General features: G+C 59.5%; 14 protein-coding genes. 6 read left to right on the plus strand and 8 right to left on the minus strand.

Annotated elements, in window-relative coordinates; all coding sequences use genetic code 11:
- Window positions 1-11 precede the first annotated feature (11 nt).
- Both IB266_RS03975 and IB266_RS03980 read right to left on the minus strand, forming a co-directional pair.
- Window positions 12-803: a putative hydro-lyase gene (locus IB266_RS03975; protein ID WP_192260244.1), complete on the minus strand. Its 792-nt coding sequence runs from the start codon at window positions 801-803 to the stop codon at window positions 12-14.
- A 91-nt stretch (window positions 804-894) separates the two neighbouring features.
- Window positions 895-1,842, minus strand: a complete 948-nt coding sequence (locus tag IB266_RS03980; RefSeq protein WP_192260245.1) for a LysR family transcriptional regulator — start codon at window positions 1,840-1,842, stop codon at window positions 895-897.
- Window positions 1,843-2,083: 241 nt separating this feature from the next.
- On the opposite strand from IB266_RS03980, the gene IB266_RS03985 reads away from it, so the two are divergent.
- Complete coding sequence (locus tag IB266_RS03985; protein WP_192260246.1) at window positions 2,084-3,325, plus strand: OprD family porin; 1,242 nt, start codon at window positions 2,084-2,086, stop codon at window positions 3,323-3,325.
- 39 nt (window positions 3,326-3,364) lie between these two features.
- Here IB266_RS03985 and IB266_RS03990 read toward each other — a convergent pair whose 3' ends face one another.
- Entirely contained in the window at window positions 3,365-4,045 is a 681-nt protein-coding gene (locus IB266_RS03990) for a class I SAM-dependent methyltransferase (RefSeq protein ID WP_192260247.1), read from the minus strand.
- 64 nt (window positions 4,046-4,109) lie between these two features.
- Complete coding sequence (locus IB266_RS03995) at window positions 4,110-4,739, minus strand: LysE family translocator (protein ID WP_192260248.1); 630 nt, start codon at window positions 4,737-4,739, stop codon at window positions 4,110-4,112.
- 152 nt (window positions 4,740-4,891) lie between these two features.
- Between IB266_RS03995 and IB266_RS04000 the strand changes: the two genes are divergently transcribed.
- A complete protein-coding gene (locus IB266_RS04000; RefSeq protein ID WP_192260249.1) occupies window positions 4,892-6,274 on the plus strand; it encodes an XAC2610-related protein in 1,383 nt (460 codons plus the stop codon).
- A gap of 53 nt (window positions 6,275-6,327) precedes the next feature.
- On the opposite strand, the gene IB266_RS04005 is transcribed toward IB266_RS04000, so the two are convergent.
- Window positions 6,328-6,951, minus strand: coding sequence for a TetR/AcrR family transcriptional regulator (locus tag IB266_RS04005; protein WP_192260250.1), 624 nt, complete (start codon window positions 6,949-6,951; stop codon window positions 6,328-6,330).
- A gap of 110 nt (window positions 6,952-7,061) precedes the next feature.
- On the opposite strand from IB266_RS04005, the gene IB266_RS04010 reads away from it, so the two are divergent.
- Window positions 7,062-8,069: an NAD(P)-dependent oxidoreductase gene (locus IB266_RS04010; protein ID WP_192260251.1), complete on the plus strand. Its 1,008-nt coding sequence runs from the start codon at window positions 7,062-7,064 to the stop codon at window positions 8,067-8,069.
- Window positions 8,070-8,174: 105 nt separating this feature from the next.
- Here the strand turns inward: IB266_RS04010 and IB266_RS04015 are convergent, their stop codons facing one another.
- Complete coding sequence (locus tag IB266_RS04015) at window positions 8,175-9,611, minus strand: amidase (protein ID WP_192260252.1); 1,437 nt, start codon at window positions 9,609-9,611, stop codon at window positions 8,175-8,177.
- A gap of 114 nt (window positions 9,612-9,725) precedes the next feature.
- Here IB266_RS04015 and IB266_RS04020 point away from each other — a divergent pair, with 114 nt between their 5' ends.
- Entirely contained in the window at window positions 9,726-10,298 is a 573-nt protein-coding gene (locus IB266_RS04020; protein WP_192260253.1) for a TetR/AcrR family transcriptional regulator, read from the plus strand.
- Here the strand turns inward: IB266_RS04020 and IB266_RS04025 are convergent.
- Both IB266_RS04025 and IB266_RS04030 read right to left on the minus strand, forming a co-directional pair.
- Window positions 10,295-11,401 carry an NAD(P)/FAD-dependent oxidoreductase gene (locus tag IB266_RS04025; RefSeq protein WP_192260254.1) on the minus strand — a complete coding sequence of 369 codons (1,107 nt, stop codon included), beginning with the start codon at window positions 11,399-11,401 and terminating at the stop codon, window positions 10,295-10,297. The two genes, IB266_RS04020 and IB266_RS04025, sit on opposite strands and share 4 nt — an antisense overlap.
- Before the next feature lie 187 nt (window positions 11,402-11,588).
- Window positions 11,589-13,136, minus strand: a complete 1,548-nt coding sequence (locus tag IB266_RS04030; protein WP_192260255.1) for a TerC family protein — start codon at window positions 13,134-13,136, stop codon at window positions 11,589-11,591.
- A gap of 328 nt (window positions 13,137-13,464) precedes the next feature.
- Here IB266_RS04030 and IB266_RS04035 point away from each other — a divergent pair, with 328 nt between their 5' ends.
- Together IB266_RS04035 and IB266_RS04040 are read left to right on the plus strand one after the other, a co-directional pair.
- Window positions 13,465-14,994: an amino acid permease gene (locus IB266_RS04035; protein WP_192260256.1), complete on the plus strand. Its 1,530-nt coding sequence runs from the start codon at window positions 13,465-13,467 to the stop codon at window positions 14,992-14,994.
- Complete coding sequence (locus tag IB266_RS04040; protein WP_192260257.1) at window positions 14,991-15,782, plus strand: SDR family NAD(P)-dependent oxidoreductase; 792 nt, start codon at window positions 14,991-14,993, stop codon at window positions 15,780-15,782. The genes IB266_RS04035 and IB266_RS04040 overlap by 4 nt, the downstream gene beginning before the upstream one ends.
- The last annotated feature ends 40 nt before the right edge of the window (window positions 15,783-15,822 follow it).

The raw sequence follows: 15,822 nt of genomic DNA on the forward strand, positions 1-15,822 counted from the left end.
TCGTTCGAGGCCTACAAATCACTGTTCCATAAGTCCGTCACCAGCATGCAACCCGGGGCGTGGGTGATGCACAGCGGTGGGCGCGAGGCCTGGACCACCGATTGAGGCGTCACGCCGCAGGCCCAGAACACTGGGATCTCGTCCGCTTCCACCGGTACGGCATCGCCGTAGTCCGGCGTGGCCAGGGATCGAATGCCGATCAGTGATGGATCGCCGATGTGCACCGGGGCGCCGTGAACATTGGGCATGCGCCCGGTAATCTGGATCGCCTGGATGGCCGCGGCGGCTTTCATCGGCCGCATGGTCACCACCATCTTGCCAGACAGGCGGGCGGTGGGTCGCGTGTCGATGTTGGTCTGGAACATCGCGACATTGCGCCCCAGTTCAATGTGCCGCAAACGGATGCCGGCCTCCAGCAAGGGTTGTTCGAAGGAGAACGAGCAACCGAGGGCGAAGGCCACCAGGTCGTCCTGCCACAGGTGTTCAATGTCCAGCGGCGATTCGCTCAACTCGCCGTGGCGATAGACCCGGTATTGAGGCACTTCATGACGGATATCGATGGCGGCGCCCAGGTTGCGGAAGAACGGATCCCCTGGTTCGGTCACGTCAAGCACCGGGCAGGCCTGGCGGTTGAGGGTGCAGTAGCGCAGGAATTCATTGGCCCAGTCGCCGGGCAGAATCACGATATTGGCTTGCACGCGACCCTGGCCCAGGCCGCTGGTATGGCCTTGGTACTGGCCGGCGGCGATGCTTTGGCGCAGGACGAGAGGCGTGCATTGCTGCAGTTGTTCGAAGGACGTCATCACGGGTTCTCCAGGTGTTCGTTCGCTACTTTGAGAACAGCGTGGTGAGGACGTCCAACAAGGAATATTGGTACCCCGCGACAACTAAAAGTTATTCGAGAGGCGCCTGGCTGTTCAGGCCGGGGGCGGCCACCATGCGCAACGGCCCGACATCGACGGCGTACTGGCTGACCACCTGGCGGCTCATCTGGACGATGTTCTCGATCAACTCCAGGCCGACGCCAGCGCGCCAGGACGCAACGACGTCCAGTTGGGGCAGGGCGGTACCGGGTTCGAGCGGGATCAATTCGCCGCTGGCCAGGGGCTTGGCCACCAGCGCGGCCGGCAAGGCGCCAATGCCGAAACCGTCACGAATCAGCCGGGTCATGGCCGAGACCGAATTGACGCAACTGACCCGCGGCGCGCTCACGCCATGGGCGTACAGCAGGTTGAGCACGTCCTGATGCGGGCGCGAATGCTTGACGAAGGTGATGATGCGCTCGCTGGCCATCTCCGCCAACGACCCATAGGGGCGGGCATAGATCGACTGGCTGGCGGCGATCCAATGCATGGGGTAGTGCCCCAGTTCCAGATTGCGCACGCTTTCGTGGCGCACCAGATCGGTCTGGAACACGATGTCCAGGTAGCCTTTCTGCAATTGCTCACAAAGGTTGCGTGCGGCATCGGCGGTGATTTCGATTTCCACGGCGGGAAAGGCCTGCATCAGCATCGACATCAATGGGCTGAGCCAGGTGTGGATCACCGTATCCATCACGCCGATGCGCACCAGGCCTTGCTGGGGGCTGCTGGTGTCCAGTGATTGCTTCAGCGCCCGTTGGACGTCGAGCATCTGTTGCGCGTAGTCGAGCACCTTGAGGCCTTCGGGTGTCAGCGAGACGCCGCGGGAATCCCGCACGAACAGGCGCAAGCCCAGTTCCTCTTCCAGTGACGCGATCCGGCTGGAGATCGCCGCCTGGGTGCTGAACATCTTCTCGGCGGTGAGGCTGAAGCTTTGCAGCCGGGCGACCCAGACGAAGGTTTCGAGGAATTTGAGGTTCATGAAGGCTCTCTGGGGACGTGTGGTTCTTATTGATTGCAATTGTTACTCCAGATCGGGCCATCGGGCGCATCAAATTTTCTTATGCCCGATGCGGCTTTTTTCCCGTTTGACGCTGCGCGGATCCGGCACCAAGAATCCGCTCCACGACGCAGGCCCATTGCGCCGGTATCCCCATGACAACAATAACGAGGCGTGCGCACAGCCCTGGCGGGTTCGCTCGCGCCCATAAAAGGAGCGCGCCATGCAACATGCCACATTCCCTCGATGGACCTGCACCTCGGCGGGCACCTTGCTCGGCTTGAGCCTGATCGGCGTGCCGTGCGCCCAGGCTGACTTCATCGCCGACAGCAAAGGCAGCCTGGAGGCCCGCAACTTCTACTTCAACCGCGACTTTCGCCAGGAAGGGGCACGGGACAAGGCCGAGGAATGGGCCCAGGGTTTTCTGCTGCGGATGGAATCGGGATACACCGCCGGGACCGTGGGTTTCGGCCTCGATGCCTTGGGCATGGCCGGTTTCAAGCTGGACTCCGGCGGCGGCACGGCCGGCACCAATCTGTTGCCAGCGGATTTGTCGGGCGGTTCCCAGGACCGTTATGGCGAATTGGGCCTGACCGCCAAGGTGCGCCTGTCCAATAGCACCTTGAAACTGGGGACGTTGCAGATCAAGGACCCGGCGGTGAGTTCCAACGACACGCGCCTGTTGCCGGGAACGTTCAAGGGTGGGTTGCTGAGCGTGCAGGAAGTCGATCGTTTGAAGCTGACCGCTGGGCAACTCACGCAGATCAACTTTGTCGACTCCACCGACTACCAGGACATGACCGCCAACCGCATCGGTGGCAGCAGTGACAAGTTCCAGTTCGCCGGGGCGGACTATCAGTTCCTGCCGAACCTCACGGCGCAATACCGCTATAGCCAGTTGCAGGATATCTACCAGCAAAACTACCTCGGGTTCGTCCACACCCTGGACCTGGGCGCAGGCCAGTCATTCAAGAGTGACGTGCGTTACTCGCGCAGCGCCGAAGACGGCAGTTTCCGCGATCTCGACAACCAGGCCTTCGGCGCCTTGTTCACCTACAGCCTGGCGGGCCATGCCGTGGGCCTGGGCTATCAGCGCATGAGCGGCGACGATCCGTTCCCCTACATCGGCCGCAGCGATCCGTACCTGGTCAACTTCGTGCAGATCGGCGACTTCGCCAACATCGACGAGCGTTCCTGGCAAGCGCGTTATGACTACAACTTCGCGGCCATTGGCGTGCCCGGGCTGACCTTCATGACTCGATACATCACTGGCGACAACGTCCAGCGCAGCGCCGCAGGCGAAGGCAAGGAATGGGAGCGCAACACGGACATTGCCTATGTGGTGCAAGACGGCACGTTGAAGGGGCTGGGCTTGAAATGGCGCAACGCGACCGTGCGCTCGAATTTTGGCAATGACCTGGATGAGAATCGGCTGATCGTCAGCTATACGGTGGCGCTGTGGTAAAGATATTCCGGTAACACCGAAGGGGGGGCCGTCGAGTCGCTAACGCCATGACGGGGATTGTTCGGCCACCAGAAGCAGTGACTGCGGCACCGGGCTTTGCGGGTGCTGCGGCTCCTGCAGGCCCACCAGTCGAAAACCAGCCATGTCCAAGGCATTGAGCCAACTGGACAAGGTGCGGAAGTACCACGGCATCGGCTGCCATTGACCTTTGAACCCATCGAAGGTCTCTTCCCGCCAGCCGTCCTGATAATTGCCCGCCGCCACGGTCCAGGGATGCAACGTCTGGATCACCAGTGCACCGCCAGGGCTGAGTAAGGCGTTCATGGCGGCGAGCAGCGGGATGATGTCCTGATGCAACAGGGCGAAGTTGGCGCAGACCAGGTCGTAGCCGCTGCCGACGTCCACCTTCGCCTCTACCAGCGCGTCATAGCTTGCCAGATGCACCGGCGAGGATCCCGACGCCCGGGCCGATTCGACCAACGTCGCGTCACCATCCACACCCACCGCCTCGACGCCCCGTTCAGTCAGCGCCCGCAACAACCAACCTTCGCCACAACCCAGATCCAGCACGCGCTCGGGCTGACGGCTCAGTACTGCCAGCAGCATGGCCTGGTCGGTGACCGTCTGACGGCTTTCGATGGCGCCGGTGCGGATGGCTTCGATCCAGGCTTGGGCATTGTGGTGCCAGCTTTGGAGGAGGGTGGTTTCGGAGAGCGACATTGATCCAGCTCCGGCAATAGGTCGAGTAAGCATAGGACAACGGCTGGCACAGGGGCGCCGCAGGTCAAAGCGGTCGGTCAAGAAACAACAGGCGCGCCGCCAGCGCTGCCATGACCCCGGCAAAACCATAGGTGCCCAGGCGTCTTGAAATCCCACCGCTTGCCAGTTTTGCCCTGAGCTGTGCGGCGCCAACACCCAGCAGCGTATGGAAGACCAGTGCAATCAGTGCCAGCAAGGCGCCAAGGAAGATCAACTGCAGGCCCACGCCGCCGGCCTTGACGTTGACGAACTGGGGCAGGAACACCATGAAGAACAGCAGCGCCTTGGGATTCAAGAGGCTGTTGAGGGCGCCTCGGCAGAAGGTTTTCCACAGCGAAGCCGCCTGGAGCTGGCTATCCTGCGTCGCTGCCGGCGTTTTCAGTGCTTGCCAGGCCAGCCACAGCAGATAACCGGCCCCGGCCAGGCGCAGCACATCGAACGCTGGCGCCCAACTCATGACCAGCGCGCCAATGCCAGCGCTGACCATCAGCGTCATCAGCGCGTCCGAAAAGGCAATGCCGAGGGCGGCTGCGACGCCGGCACGCCAGCCATGGGCCAACGCATGGCTGGTGACAAAGGCCATGTTGGGCCCCGGAACGATCAGCAGAAGCACGACAGCGACCACGAACAGGTAGAGATTGGCGGTATCCGGCATGGGGATCACTCCGTGGGATGAGTCACGACAGTAAGCGAAGGGCAAGGAGGGCGTCAGTTACAGTCCGGGCCTATCTGATAGCAACAGTCGTCTCGCGATGAGTCACGGTTGTCGCTAAACTGCGGCCCCGAATTCAGCAAGGAAGTCGATGGATGCGTTCGCTTGTCGGCAGTGTGCTTCTTTCCACGGCTCTGGCAGCCTCGGTCATGGCCGAGCCGCGGGCGTTTTCGGTGAATGATCGCAGTGGTCAGTACCTGATCGAAGTGCTGTTCCCGGAGCCGCCGGAAGATCCTCATCAGCTGGCACAAGCGTTCATTACCGTGCGCGACGGCAAAACCCTCGAAGCCCTGCAGCAATTGCAGACGCCCGCCGGCAATGTGCCCGTGGACCGCAACGGTAAGGTCGATAACTGGCTACTTGGCCCCCAGAGCCTGTTGTACTTCGACGACTTCAACTTCGACGGTCGCCAGGACTTGGCGATTCGCAACGGCAATGATCCCGAGGCGAGCTACAAACCGACATTCGACGTCTACCTGCAAGACCCGCAGAAAACCCAATGGGCCCTCAAGCCGGCCCTGACGAACCTGGCAAAGGAGGACAGCAAAGGCATGTTCTCCGTCAGCCCGCTGGACGGCATCCTGCTTTCGCAAACCGACCGCGACTGCTGCTGGACGCGCGCCACCCACTGGAAAATGCATGGCGACGAGTTGGTGCTGCTCTATTCGAGCACCGAGGAGCAAATCCAGCCCACCGAGCCAGGCGAAAACACCAGCATGCCCGGCGGTTACACGCTGCGCACCACGGGTGAATTGAAAGAGGGCCAGTGGCACGAACAATCGCGCCTGGAAGGGCCTGAAAAGGAGGATCCGGTGATTCTTGCCGGAACCCTCGACGCCAAGACCCCGGTAGCGCTCTGGTATCAGGCGCAGGGCGCCGTGATCATTGGCGAAGTGCGCTATACCCAGGCGGACAATAGCGAACCGATCAAGCTGCTGGGCATTCGGGAAGACGCTGACGATGGCCTTATCAGCCTCCATGAATATGCCGGCGACGGTGGTCAAACGGGTACCTGGCGGATCTCCCGGGAAAACGTCGAGCCCTATTTTTTCACCGGCACGTGGATCAGCGATGCCAAGGGCGACGACCGCCAACGGGCAATCCTGCTACATGACGAAGAACGGGAGTTGGATGTCGAGAAAATCGACGACGTCGACGCTGACCAGCGCGGCGGCCATTACCGGATGCGCCAGGATGCCCCGGGGCACGACGCGGATCTGGACTTGAAAATCCTCCCGGACCGCGACGCCAATGGGAAAGAAGTCGCCGAGTTCACCGTGACCACGAAGAACAACGTGGCCGAACATCACATCGTGCCGATGGACACCGACAACCTGATCATTGTGCGCGAGCCGCAAGCCAGCGAGAAGAATGGGCCGTATCACATTCAATTGGTGAAAGGCTTTGCGGTCATTGGCTACAACGCGGTGCCGGATTCACAGGACGGGCTGGCTGGGGTGTATTTGAAGCTGCGTTGAACACCACAGCAGCCAATCGGACAGTAAGCATCCCGGGGCCGTTAGGGCAGCGACTAACGCTGCGCCCCTGTCGGTTCTACTACGCTTCGAATCAGTGAAGCGAAGGTTCCGATGACCTCGTCTTCGCCATGCCGCCCCCGTACCAATGCGCCGGACAGGGCTTCTCCCGCGCCAACCAGGCCAATGCAGCATCGCTCAAGTTCGTCCGCTGACCACATCGTATGAGGTTCGAGCACAGACATGAACATCTGCACACAGTTATCCAGAAGCTCCTGGAATACCGCCGCCTTCTCCTCGCTGCCTGCCAGGGCTGCACCCACGGCATGGAATTCGTCGGTGTTATCGGCTGCGCAATGAATGTAGGCGCTGGCCAGGACCAGCGCTGTCTCCTCCAGGCTGCGCGCAGTCTTGGACATGGCGTCACGAAAAGCGGTGACCCGCTCGGTATCGATCCACTTGTAGAGCTCGATCAACAGCCCCGAGCGAGTGCCGAAATGATCGTAGACCACCGGTTTGGATACACCGGCGCGAACGGCCAGATGCCCCAAGGTCAAGCGATCCGCGTCTTCCTCGCGCACGATCAATAACGCGGTATCCAGCAACTGTCGCCGCCGTTCGGCTTTCGAAAGCCGGCGAGGAGGGGAACTGATAGCGCTTTGCTCAGTGTTGTTCTGCACGTTTTCGTTCCTGCTCGATAAAAACCTACCAATGGTAGGTTGAGGTGCGTGATGTTGTGTTAGCTTACCTACTGAAAGTAGGTTTAAACCAGAGACAAGGAGAACACACTATGTCACCTGATCCTATCTTGCTAATGGGCGGTTCTGGCGCCATTGGCCACCACACCGCCCGGGCGCTGCGCGCTGCTCATCCCGACGTACCCCTGTTGATCGGTGGTCGCGACCTTGCCAAGGCTCAGCGTGCCGCGGAGCACATTGGCGGGGCGCAGGGCGTGGTGATTGATTCCGCTGCAGACGACCTGGGCCTCGGCGATCGCCCGGTCAGCGCCGTCGTGGTCTTTTACATGGACCACGCTATTGCCGGGTTGCGGTTTGCGCAGAAACGCGGCGTGCCGCATCTCAGCATTTCCTCCGGTGTTTTCGAGATCGCGCCGGAAATCGCGACGTACATGCACAGGCCTGACGCCTCGCCCATTGTCCTGGGTTACGAATGGATGGCAGGCGCGACAACAGTGTCGACACTGAGCATTGCCCAGGCATTCAGCCGAGTCCACGATATCCGTATCAACGCGCTGGTCGATGAGCAGGACACCGGCGGCCCGACCGTCGCCACCGACTTTGAACACCTGAACAAAATGCTGCCCGCCGCGCTGACACGACGCGACGGTGTGTTCGTCTGGCGCGAAGGGGAGGAGTCCAAGGCCGGATTCCATGCGGTGGATGGTACGCAAATCGAGGCTTGGGGCTTCTCGTCCATTGATGTCGTTGGCCTGGCGGCGGCGACGGGTGCACCGAATGTCCAGTTCAACATGGCCACCGCGGTGAGCTCAAGCCGACGCCAGGGTAGGCCGATGTCTACCGAGATCATCATCGAACTCGTTGGCGATGACCTCAAGGGCGAACCGCTGCATACACGTCATGCAGTCATCCACCCGGCGGGTGCTGCACCCTTGACCGGCCTCAGCGTCGCCATGACGCTGGAACGGCTGCTCGGGTTGGACGGCCAGTCACCGACTCCGCCAGGGCTTTATTTCCCTTATCAATTGTTGGATGCCGGCGCGTATCTGGAGCGTCTGAAGGCGGAGGGCGGTGAGTTGCGCAGGCTGCAGGAGTCATGACCTGCGCAATCCCGTGTGCTGAGCGTTTTCTCGGCGGCTTCTAAAAAGTCAGATCTGCTAGCCGGCTATCGGCTAGCACGCTAATGCTGAGAGATACCCACCCGGCTACAGCTTTCCAGCCCAAACCTCAGGTTTGCGTGCTGCCCAAGGCAAGGCTCGCTCCAACTGACCTGCCAGACGCAGCAGTGAGTCCTCTCGACCAAAGCCCGCTGAGAACTGCATGCCTATAGGTAGGCCACTTTCTGGATCAAACGCCAATGGCATGGACATAGAAGGGGACCCAGTGACATTCGCTAACGCGGTGAAAGGGGAGTGGGTGAATACGCGATCTATCCAGCCTCTGCCATCCAGATGCTGCTGCCCATCGTTATAGCTGCCTATTGCAGGGGGCAGTGCTGGCAGCGTCGGACTCAACAGGACGTCGTATTTGCAGAAGAAGTGACCCATGCTACGGGTCACAAGATTTCTCGAATGCATGGCCTCAAGCAAATCGATGGCGGTGAGTCGACTCCCCATCTGATGCAACGAAAGCGTGGCAGGTTCAAGCGTGGTGGCATCAATGGGGCGGCCTGTTCCTGCAGCGATGGCATTGATCCAGGCAGCGGTATTGGCTGACCAGAACCGTGCATTCATTTCAATAAAGCCGTCCCAGCTCAGACCAATGTCCAGACGGACTTCTTCCACGCTATGACCCAGGCCTTGGAGCTGGACCGCAACATTGCGGGTCGCTTCTGCGATCGGTTCGGCGCAACGAGTGGCGTTTAGCGGATGCCGGAGAAGGCCAATCCGTAGGGATCCCGGCTCGCGAGTCGTTTCCGCCAGATAGGAATGTTGCGTCTTAACAATCTCAAAGGGATCACCAACAGCAGCCCCTTTGGTTGCGTCCAGTAAAGCGGCACTGTCGCGCACGGTTCGACTGACGACACCGTGCACGGCAAGCCCGGCCCATACCTCGTCCACCGCAGGCCCCATTGAAATTCTGCCCCGGCTGGACTTGAGTCCGAATAGTCCGGTAGCGGCTGATGGTACGCGGATAGAACCACCGCCATCGGTGGCATGCGCCGCAGGTACCAGGCCGGCGGCTACGGCAGCGGCCGAGCCACCACTCGATCCACCCGCGCTGCGACTCAAATCCCATGGGTTGCGCGTAGGGCCCGAAAATACGGATTCAGTGGTTGTACTGGCAGCCAATTCCGGAGTGGTGGTTCTGCCGATGGTCACGAGGCCTGCCTGTCGCAAGCGGATCATCAGGTTAGAGTCCTCAACGGCAATGCACCCGGTCGCCAAGCGACTGCCCAGCTCATTCAGGTGCCCCTTGGCAGTCAGCCCTAAGTCCTTGACCAGAAACGGCACGCCCTTGAATGGCCCGGTAGCTGCCTGAGGTTCATTTCCCCAAACCTCAACCACCGCATTGATCTTTGGATTGAGCTGCTCAATGGCGGACAGGGCCGCAGCGCTGACTTCGGCTTGAGTGACTTGACCGCTGCTGATCAGCTCAGCAAGGCCCATTGCATCGTATTCGGCGTATTCAGTGGTTCTCATCGCGTTCTCCGAGCCATCTACCTGGCAAAAGCGGTATGATTACTTGTCGGTATCGAACGATACCCATAGGTATAGTAGGATACCGTTAAGTATCGATGTCAAGCGGAGAACACCATGCGGCCCGAACGAATTCCACAGTTAGCTCCCCGAGAAAGGATTCTCGATGCAGCCGAGGAGCTGTTTTTCAATGAAGGCATTAGTCGGGTGACGGTGGACGCCATCGCGGCAAAGGCCAAGTCGACCAAGATGACCGTCTACCGGCATTTCGATTCGAAAGACGCGCTGGTGCTGGAGTGGCTAAGGCTGCTCGTCGATAAATATTCCGAGATATTCGACGCGCTTTCGGCACAGTACGCCGACGATGCAAAGGCGCAGATTCTCGGGTTTGCCGAGTTCATCGCCCAGGATCTTTCGGCAGCGTCTTATAGGGGCTGTCCGTTTACCAATTCACTGGCGGAGCTACCCGAGCCAGGAAATCCTGCGCGCCAACTCATCGAAGCGCATAAAAAGCGACAGTTCCTCCGACTGGTGGATCTCTGTGTCGCGGCCGATTTGCCCGAATCGAACGAAGCTGCGATGGAACTCACTTATCTGATGGAGGGGGCCCAGGTCGTTTCGCAGAACAAAAGCATCAAGGGTGTCGGTGAAAATCTGATGAAGATGGTTCGGAAAAAAATCGGCGGCTAGCGCTCAAGCAGCCCCCGAACCCGCTTGGCAATGGCAAGGCAAGAGGTCAACCCAGGCGATTCGATCCCGAACAGATTGATCAATCCCGGAAGGTTATGCAGCCGTTCACTGCTGATGAGAAAGTCGCTGGCAGGTTCGCCAGGTGCGGAAATTTTCGGGCGAATCCCGCTGTACCCGGGTTGCAAACTGTTGTCCGGCAAACCGGGCCAATAGCTGCGAATCGCTGCATAGAAGGCATTGGCCCGCGATGGATCGACCCGATAGTCCTCGGTCTCGACCCATTCGGTATCCGGGCCGAAACGCGCTTGGCCGCCCAGGTCCACGGTCATGTGAACCCCGAGGCCGGCGGCCTCCGGCGCGGGGTAGATGAGATGTGTGAAGGGCGCGCGCTTGGCCAGGCTGAAGTAGCTGCCTTTGCACAGGTAATCCCGGGGTACCGTTTGTTGCGCCAAGCCCTCCATGCGCCTGGCTAATGCAGGCGCTTTAAGGCCGGCCGCGTTGATCAGCAGGCGGCAGGACAGCGCCATCGGTGCCGCCCCTCCGACATTGAGAAGGAAACCGTCAGCGGTGACCTGGGCGCTGATCAGGGGCGAGTAGAACGCGATGGTGGTGCCCGCCGCTTCAGCATCGCCCTGCAACGCCAACATCAACCCATGGGAATCCACGATGCCGGTCGACGGCGAATACAAAGCGGCGATGCATTCAAGCGCAGGTTCCAGCGCGAGGGCCTGCTCACGATCGAGCAGGCGTAGATCCTCCACGCCATTCACCAGTCCTCGCTCGAGCAAGACCTCCAGTTGGCGAACTTGCACTTCATCCTTGGCGACGATCAGCTTTCCAGTTTTACGTGTGCTGACCCCATGGCTATCGCAGTAGGCATAAAGTGCATGCCTGCCCTCGACGCACAACTGGGCCTTGAGGCTGCCGGGCGGGTAGTAGATCCCGGCATGGATCACCTCCGAGTTACGCGAGCTTGTGCCGATACCAATCGCTTCTCCGGCTTCAATCACCAGCACTTCATGACCTGCCAGGGCCATTTCCCGCGCGACGGCAAGACCGACGACACCCGCACCCACGACTACGCAATCGATATCGACACTCACCGTCACGGCTCCTTTCAGTTGCATCGGCGATGTGTTGCTGGACGTTCAATGCCGCTTTGTCATCTTGGCAACGGTCGTTTGCAATTTATCGGCAAAAGCAGCGTATTGGAATTCATCAAGACGCAGTAAGCGCTGGGGCAGGCAAGGGGAGAATGAACAAGGCCGCAAATGCGGCCTCGTTCTGTGCTTATTCCTGACGCAATAGCACCCTGGTCACTCGACGTTCTTCAACCTCCATTACGGTCATGCTCCATCCTTGGCAACTGAGCGTGTCGCCAATGATCGGTAAGCGGTCCAGCAGGCTCATTACCAAACCAGCCAGCGTCTGGTAATCCTCTGTCGCTTTCGCCTGGAAGCCGATGTGTTCGCGGACCTGACTGAGATTCAGGGCGCCGCTGACCAGGAAACCGTCTTGCTGGGGAACAATATTCGGGCCTTCGATTTCACTGGCATCCGGCAGTTCACCGGCAATGGATTCCAGGATGTCAGTCATGGTGAGGAGGCCGACGAAGTCACCGAACTCGTTCACCACGAACGCGATGTGGGTCGACTCTTTACGCATTTGCTCCAGTGCATTGAGGATCGTGAAGCTGTCGAGCAGGTTGATGGCTTTGCGCGCCATGACTTCCAGGTTCGGCTGATTGCCCGCCAGTATTTCCTTGAGCAGTTCTTTCTTATGGACAAAGCCTAGCGGTTCATCCACGCGTCCTTCGCGGATCAGCGGCAAGCGCGAGTAAGAAGAGTGCATCAGCGCCGTACGGATGTCTTGCGTAGCGTCTGCCAAGTCGAGGTGGTCAATTTGCGCACGAGGCGTCATCACGCTGCGTATCGGGCGCTCGGCCAATTGCAGCACGCCACTGATCATGACCCGTTCGCGCCGATGGAAAACCTGCTCCGGTTCATCGCCTTCCAGCATGTCGGCGATTTCCTCGCCGACTTCATCGGCCCCCAGCTTTTGGCCGCCCAGCAGGCGCAACACCGCATGGGCGGTACGCTCGCGCATCGGCCGAAGACCTTGCAGGCTTTTCTTGCGGCGCGAGCGCGCCAACTGGTTGAACAGTTCGATCAGGATCGAGAAACCAATCGCGGCGTACAAGTAACCTTTCGGAATGTGGAAGCCCAGGCCTTCAGCCGTGAGGCTGAAGCCGATCATCATCAGGAAGCCCAAGCACAGCATGATGACGGTAGGGTGGCCGTTGACGAATTTCGTCAGCGGCTTGCTCGCGACCATCATCAAGCCGATCGAGAACATCACCGCGATCATCATGACCGACAGGTGCTCCACCATCCCCACGGCCGTGATCACCGCATCCAGGGAAAAGACCGCGTCGAGCACCACAATCTGCGCAACGATAGGCCAGAACATCGCATAGGCGGCATTGCCGGAACGTTGCGCCACATGGCCCTCGAGTCGCTCATGCAACTCCATGGTCGCCTTGAACAACAGGAACACACCACCGAATAGCATGATCAAATCCCGGCCCGAGAACGTCTTGCCGAAGACCTCGAACAGCGGGTTGGTCAACGTCACCATCCAGGAGATGCTGGCGAGTAGGCCGAGGCGCATCAGCAACGCCAGGGACAGGCCGATGATACGGGCACGGTCGCGCTGCTCGGGCGGCAGTTTGTCGGCCAGAATGGCGATGAATACCAGGTTGTCGATGCCGAGCACCAGCTCCAGCACGATCAACGTCAGCAGGCCCAGCCATGCCGTAGGGTCAACGATCCATTCCATGGATTATTCGCTCCCTCGGACGATCAATGCGAGGGAAGGGGGCTGCAACGAGCGTATGCAGGCCGCTGGGGCGCAGGAGAGAAAACGGTTCTTTGAAGGGCGACTGGGAGGTTCCTGGAGGGTGTTCATACAGACCTGGAAATGATTGGGGAAGAAATCCTACAACGGTTTCCAATACTTCATACGGAACGATTTATTACAGGATCTGACAAGGGGAGATTGATGAGTGCGTCGACATGTCCCCTTGGAGACATAGGCAGCTTACGTGGTGCATTCGAAGATGACGTACGGGGAGTTTGCCCTGAACGAGATATCGGAGGATCACCGCGTGGACAGAACGACAACAAAAGCGCCGATGACGGCGACGGCGGCAGCCAATCCATCAGGAATCAGCTACCAGAGCGTAGAAAACGGTTACTTTGAACAGCGTCGTCTGCAGCGTCACGCAGGGTTTTTCACTCTGCTGATTCTCGGTGTCGGTGCGGTGGTGGCGGGGCAGTATTCCGGTTGGAACCTTGGTTTGGCTCAAGGTTTCGGTGGCATGTTCTTGGCCTTGTTGATCATCGCCGTCATGTACCTGTTTCTTTGCTCGTCAATCGGCGAAATGGCGGCTGCGCTACCGCATACCGGCGGTGCCTATTCTTTTGCTCGCACGACAATGGGCCCGTGGGGGGGATTCAGTACGGGGCTTGCGGAGAACATCGAATTCATCCTGGCCCCTGCGGGGAATATGTTTTTCATGGGGGCCTACCTGACTGCAATTTTCGGCACCGGCCCCGAATGGCAACCTGTCTGGTGGGTGGTCGGCTATGCCTGCATGCTGGTGCTTTCGAACCGGGGTTTGGGGGTGTCGATGCGCGCGGTCGTGCTCATTACCATCGCGGCGGTATCCGTGCTGGTCGTGTTCTTTATTACGGCTTACCCGCATATGGATTTCACCGGCAATGCCCTGAACCTTGCCGCCGACGCCACAGGCAAGTCGGTCGAAGTGCAGGGCGGTAACGGACCATGGCTACCGTTCGGACTAACCGGCGTCATGCTTGCATTGCCGTTTGCCGTCTACATGTTTCTGGCCATTGAACAATTGCCACTGACTGCCGAGGAGTCGCATAACCCGACCCGGCATTTGCCGCTGGCATTGGTCTGGGGCACGGTGATTCTTGCGGTATTGGCATTGGGCGTGTTGTTTTTCAGCGCATCGATCGGCGGCGGCAGCTTCTTCATGAGTACGTCTTCGGAACCGTTGCTTGATGGTTTCCGGGAAATTTTCGGGCATACCGCAAGCAAGCTGTTGTCAGCGGTGGCAGTGCTGGGGTTGGCGGCGTCGTTCCTGGCGGGCAGCTTTGCCGCAGGACGCAATATCTACTCGCTGTCGCGTGCCGGTTACTTGCCAACCGGGCTATCGGTTACGCACCCGACCCGCAATACGCCGAATATTGCACTGGCTACCGGGGCGCTGGCTGCACTGGGTATCCTGATGCTCTGCTGGTTTACTTTCGGCAAGGATAACAACGCACTAATGGGCGGAATTCTGGTGAGTATGATCGTGTTCGCTGGAATGATTTCCTACATCTTGCAAAGCGTCGCTTACATTCGCTTGAAGCGCTCCTTCGCTAATTTGCATCGGCCTTATCGCAGCCCTTACGGAATATTCGGAGCCGTCGCGGTGATCATCATTGCAACCGCGACACTGATTTATCAGTTTCTCGATCCTCTCTATAAATGGGCGACCCTCGCTGCTGCCTGCTGGTACCTGATCGGGATTGCCTACTTTGCTTTCTATCGTCGTCATCGCCTGGTGTTGTCACCTGAAGAAGCATTCGCCGTAAGTGGCGGTCGTGAAGGAAATCCGCAATGACTAGTGTTGAACGATCCAGAGACAAGGGCCGTCTGGCCGGAAAAGTGGCCATTGTCACCGGCGGCGCCGGTGGATGCGGCGCGGCAGCAAGCCGGTTGTTCGCGGTAGAAGGGGCCAAGGTGATCATTATCGACTTGAATGGGGAGGCCGCCGTCAACCTGGCGTCGCAGATCATTGCCGAAGGCGGTCAAGCATTGGGGCTGGGCGCCGATGTCTCGCAAGCCGTTCAGGTTCGTGAGGCTATCGCCCGAGGGCTGGCAGAGTTCGGTCCGGCGGACGTGCTGTTCAACCACGCCGGCACCTTGATCGTGAAACCTTTTCTGGACGTGCAGGAGCATGAGTGGGACTGGCTCATGGCCGTGAATGTCAAGAGCATGTACCTGGTCACACAGGCGGTGCTTCCACAGATGCTTGCCAAAGGCTCGGGCAGTATTGTATGCACTTCGTCGATCTCTGCGCAGTATGCGACCCCAGGCGAGGTCGTATACAACGCCAGCAAGGGCGCATGCCAGATGTTCGCGCGCGCCATCGCCGTCGAGTTTCGTGATCGTGGCATTCGCTGCAACGCAGTCGCCCCGGGTTTTATCCGTACCCCTCACGGCGAGCGGGAACTGCGCGACTTGCAACTGATGGGCGTGGATGCCAGTGAAGCGGCGATCAAGTTGCAGCAAGGGCGGCTTTGCGAGCCGGAGGAGGTCGCACGGGCCGCATTGTTCTTAGCCAGCGACGATGCTTCGTTTGTAAGTGGCGCGCAGCTGTTTGTGGACAACGGTTTTTCAGCGGTTTAAATCAATCGTGGCAGGAAATATGCTTGCTCTTTATCGCTGG

The organism is Pseudomonas sp. Pdm06 (genome assembly GCF_014851795.1).
Classification (GTDB): Bacteria; Pseudomonadota; Gammaproteobacteria; order Pseudomonadales; family Pseudomonadaceae; genus Aquipseudomonas; species Aquipseudomonas fluorescens_AA.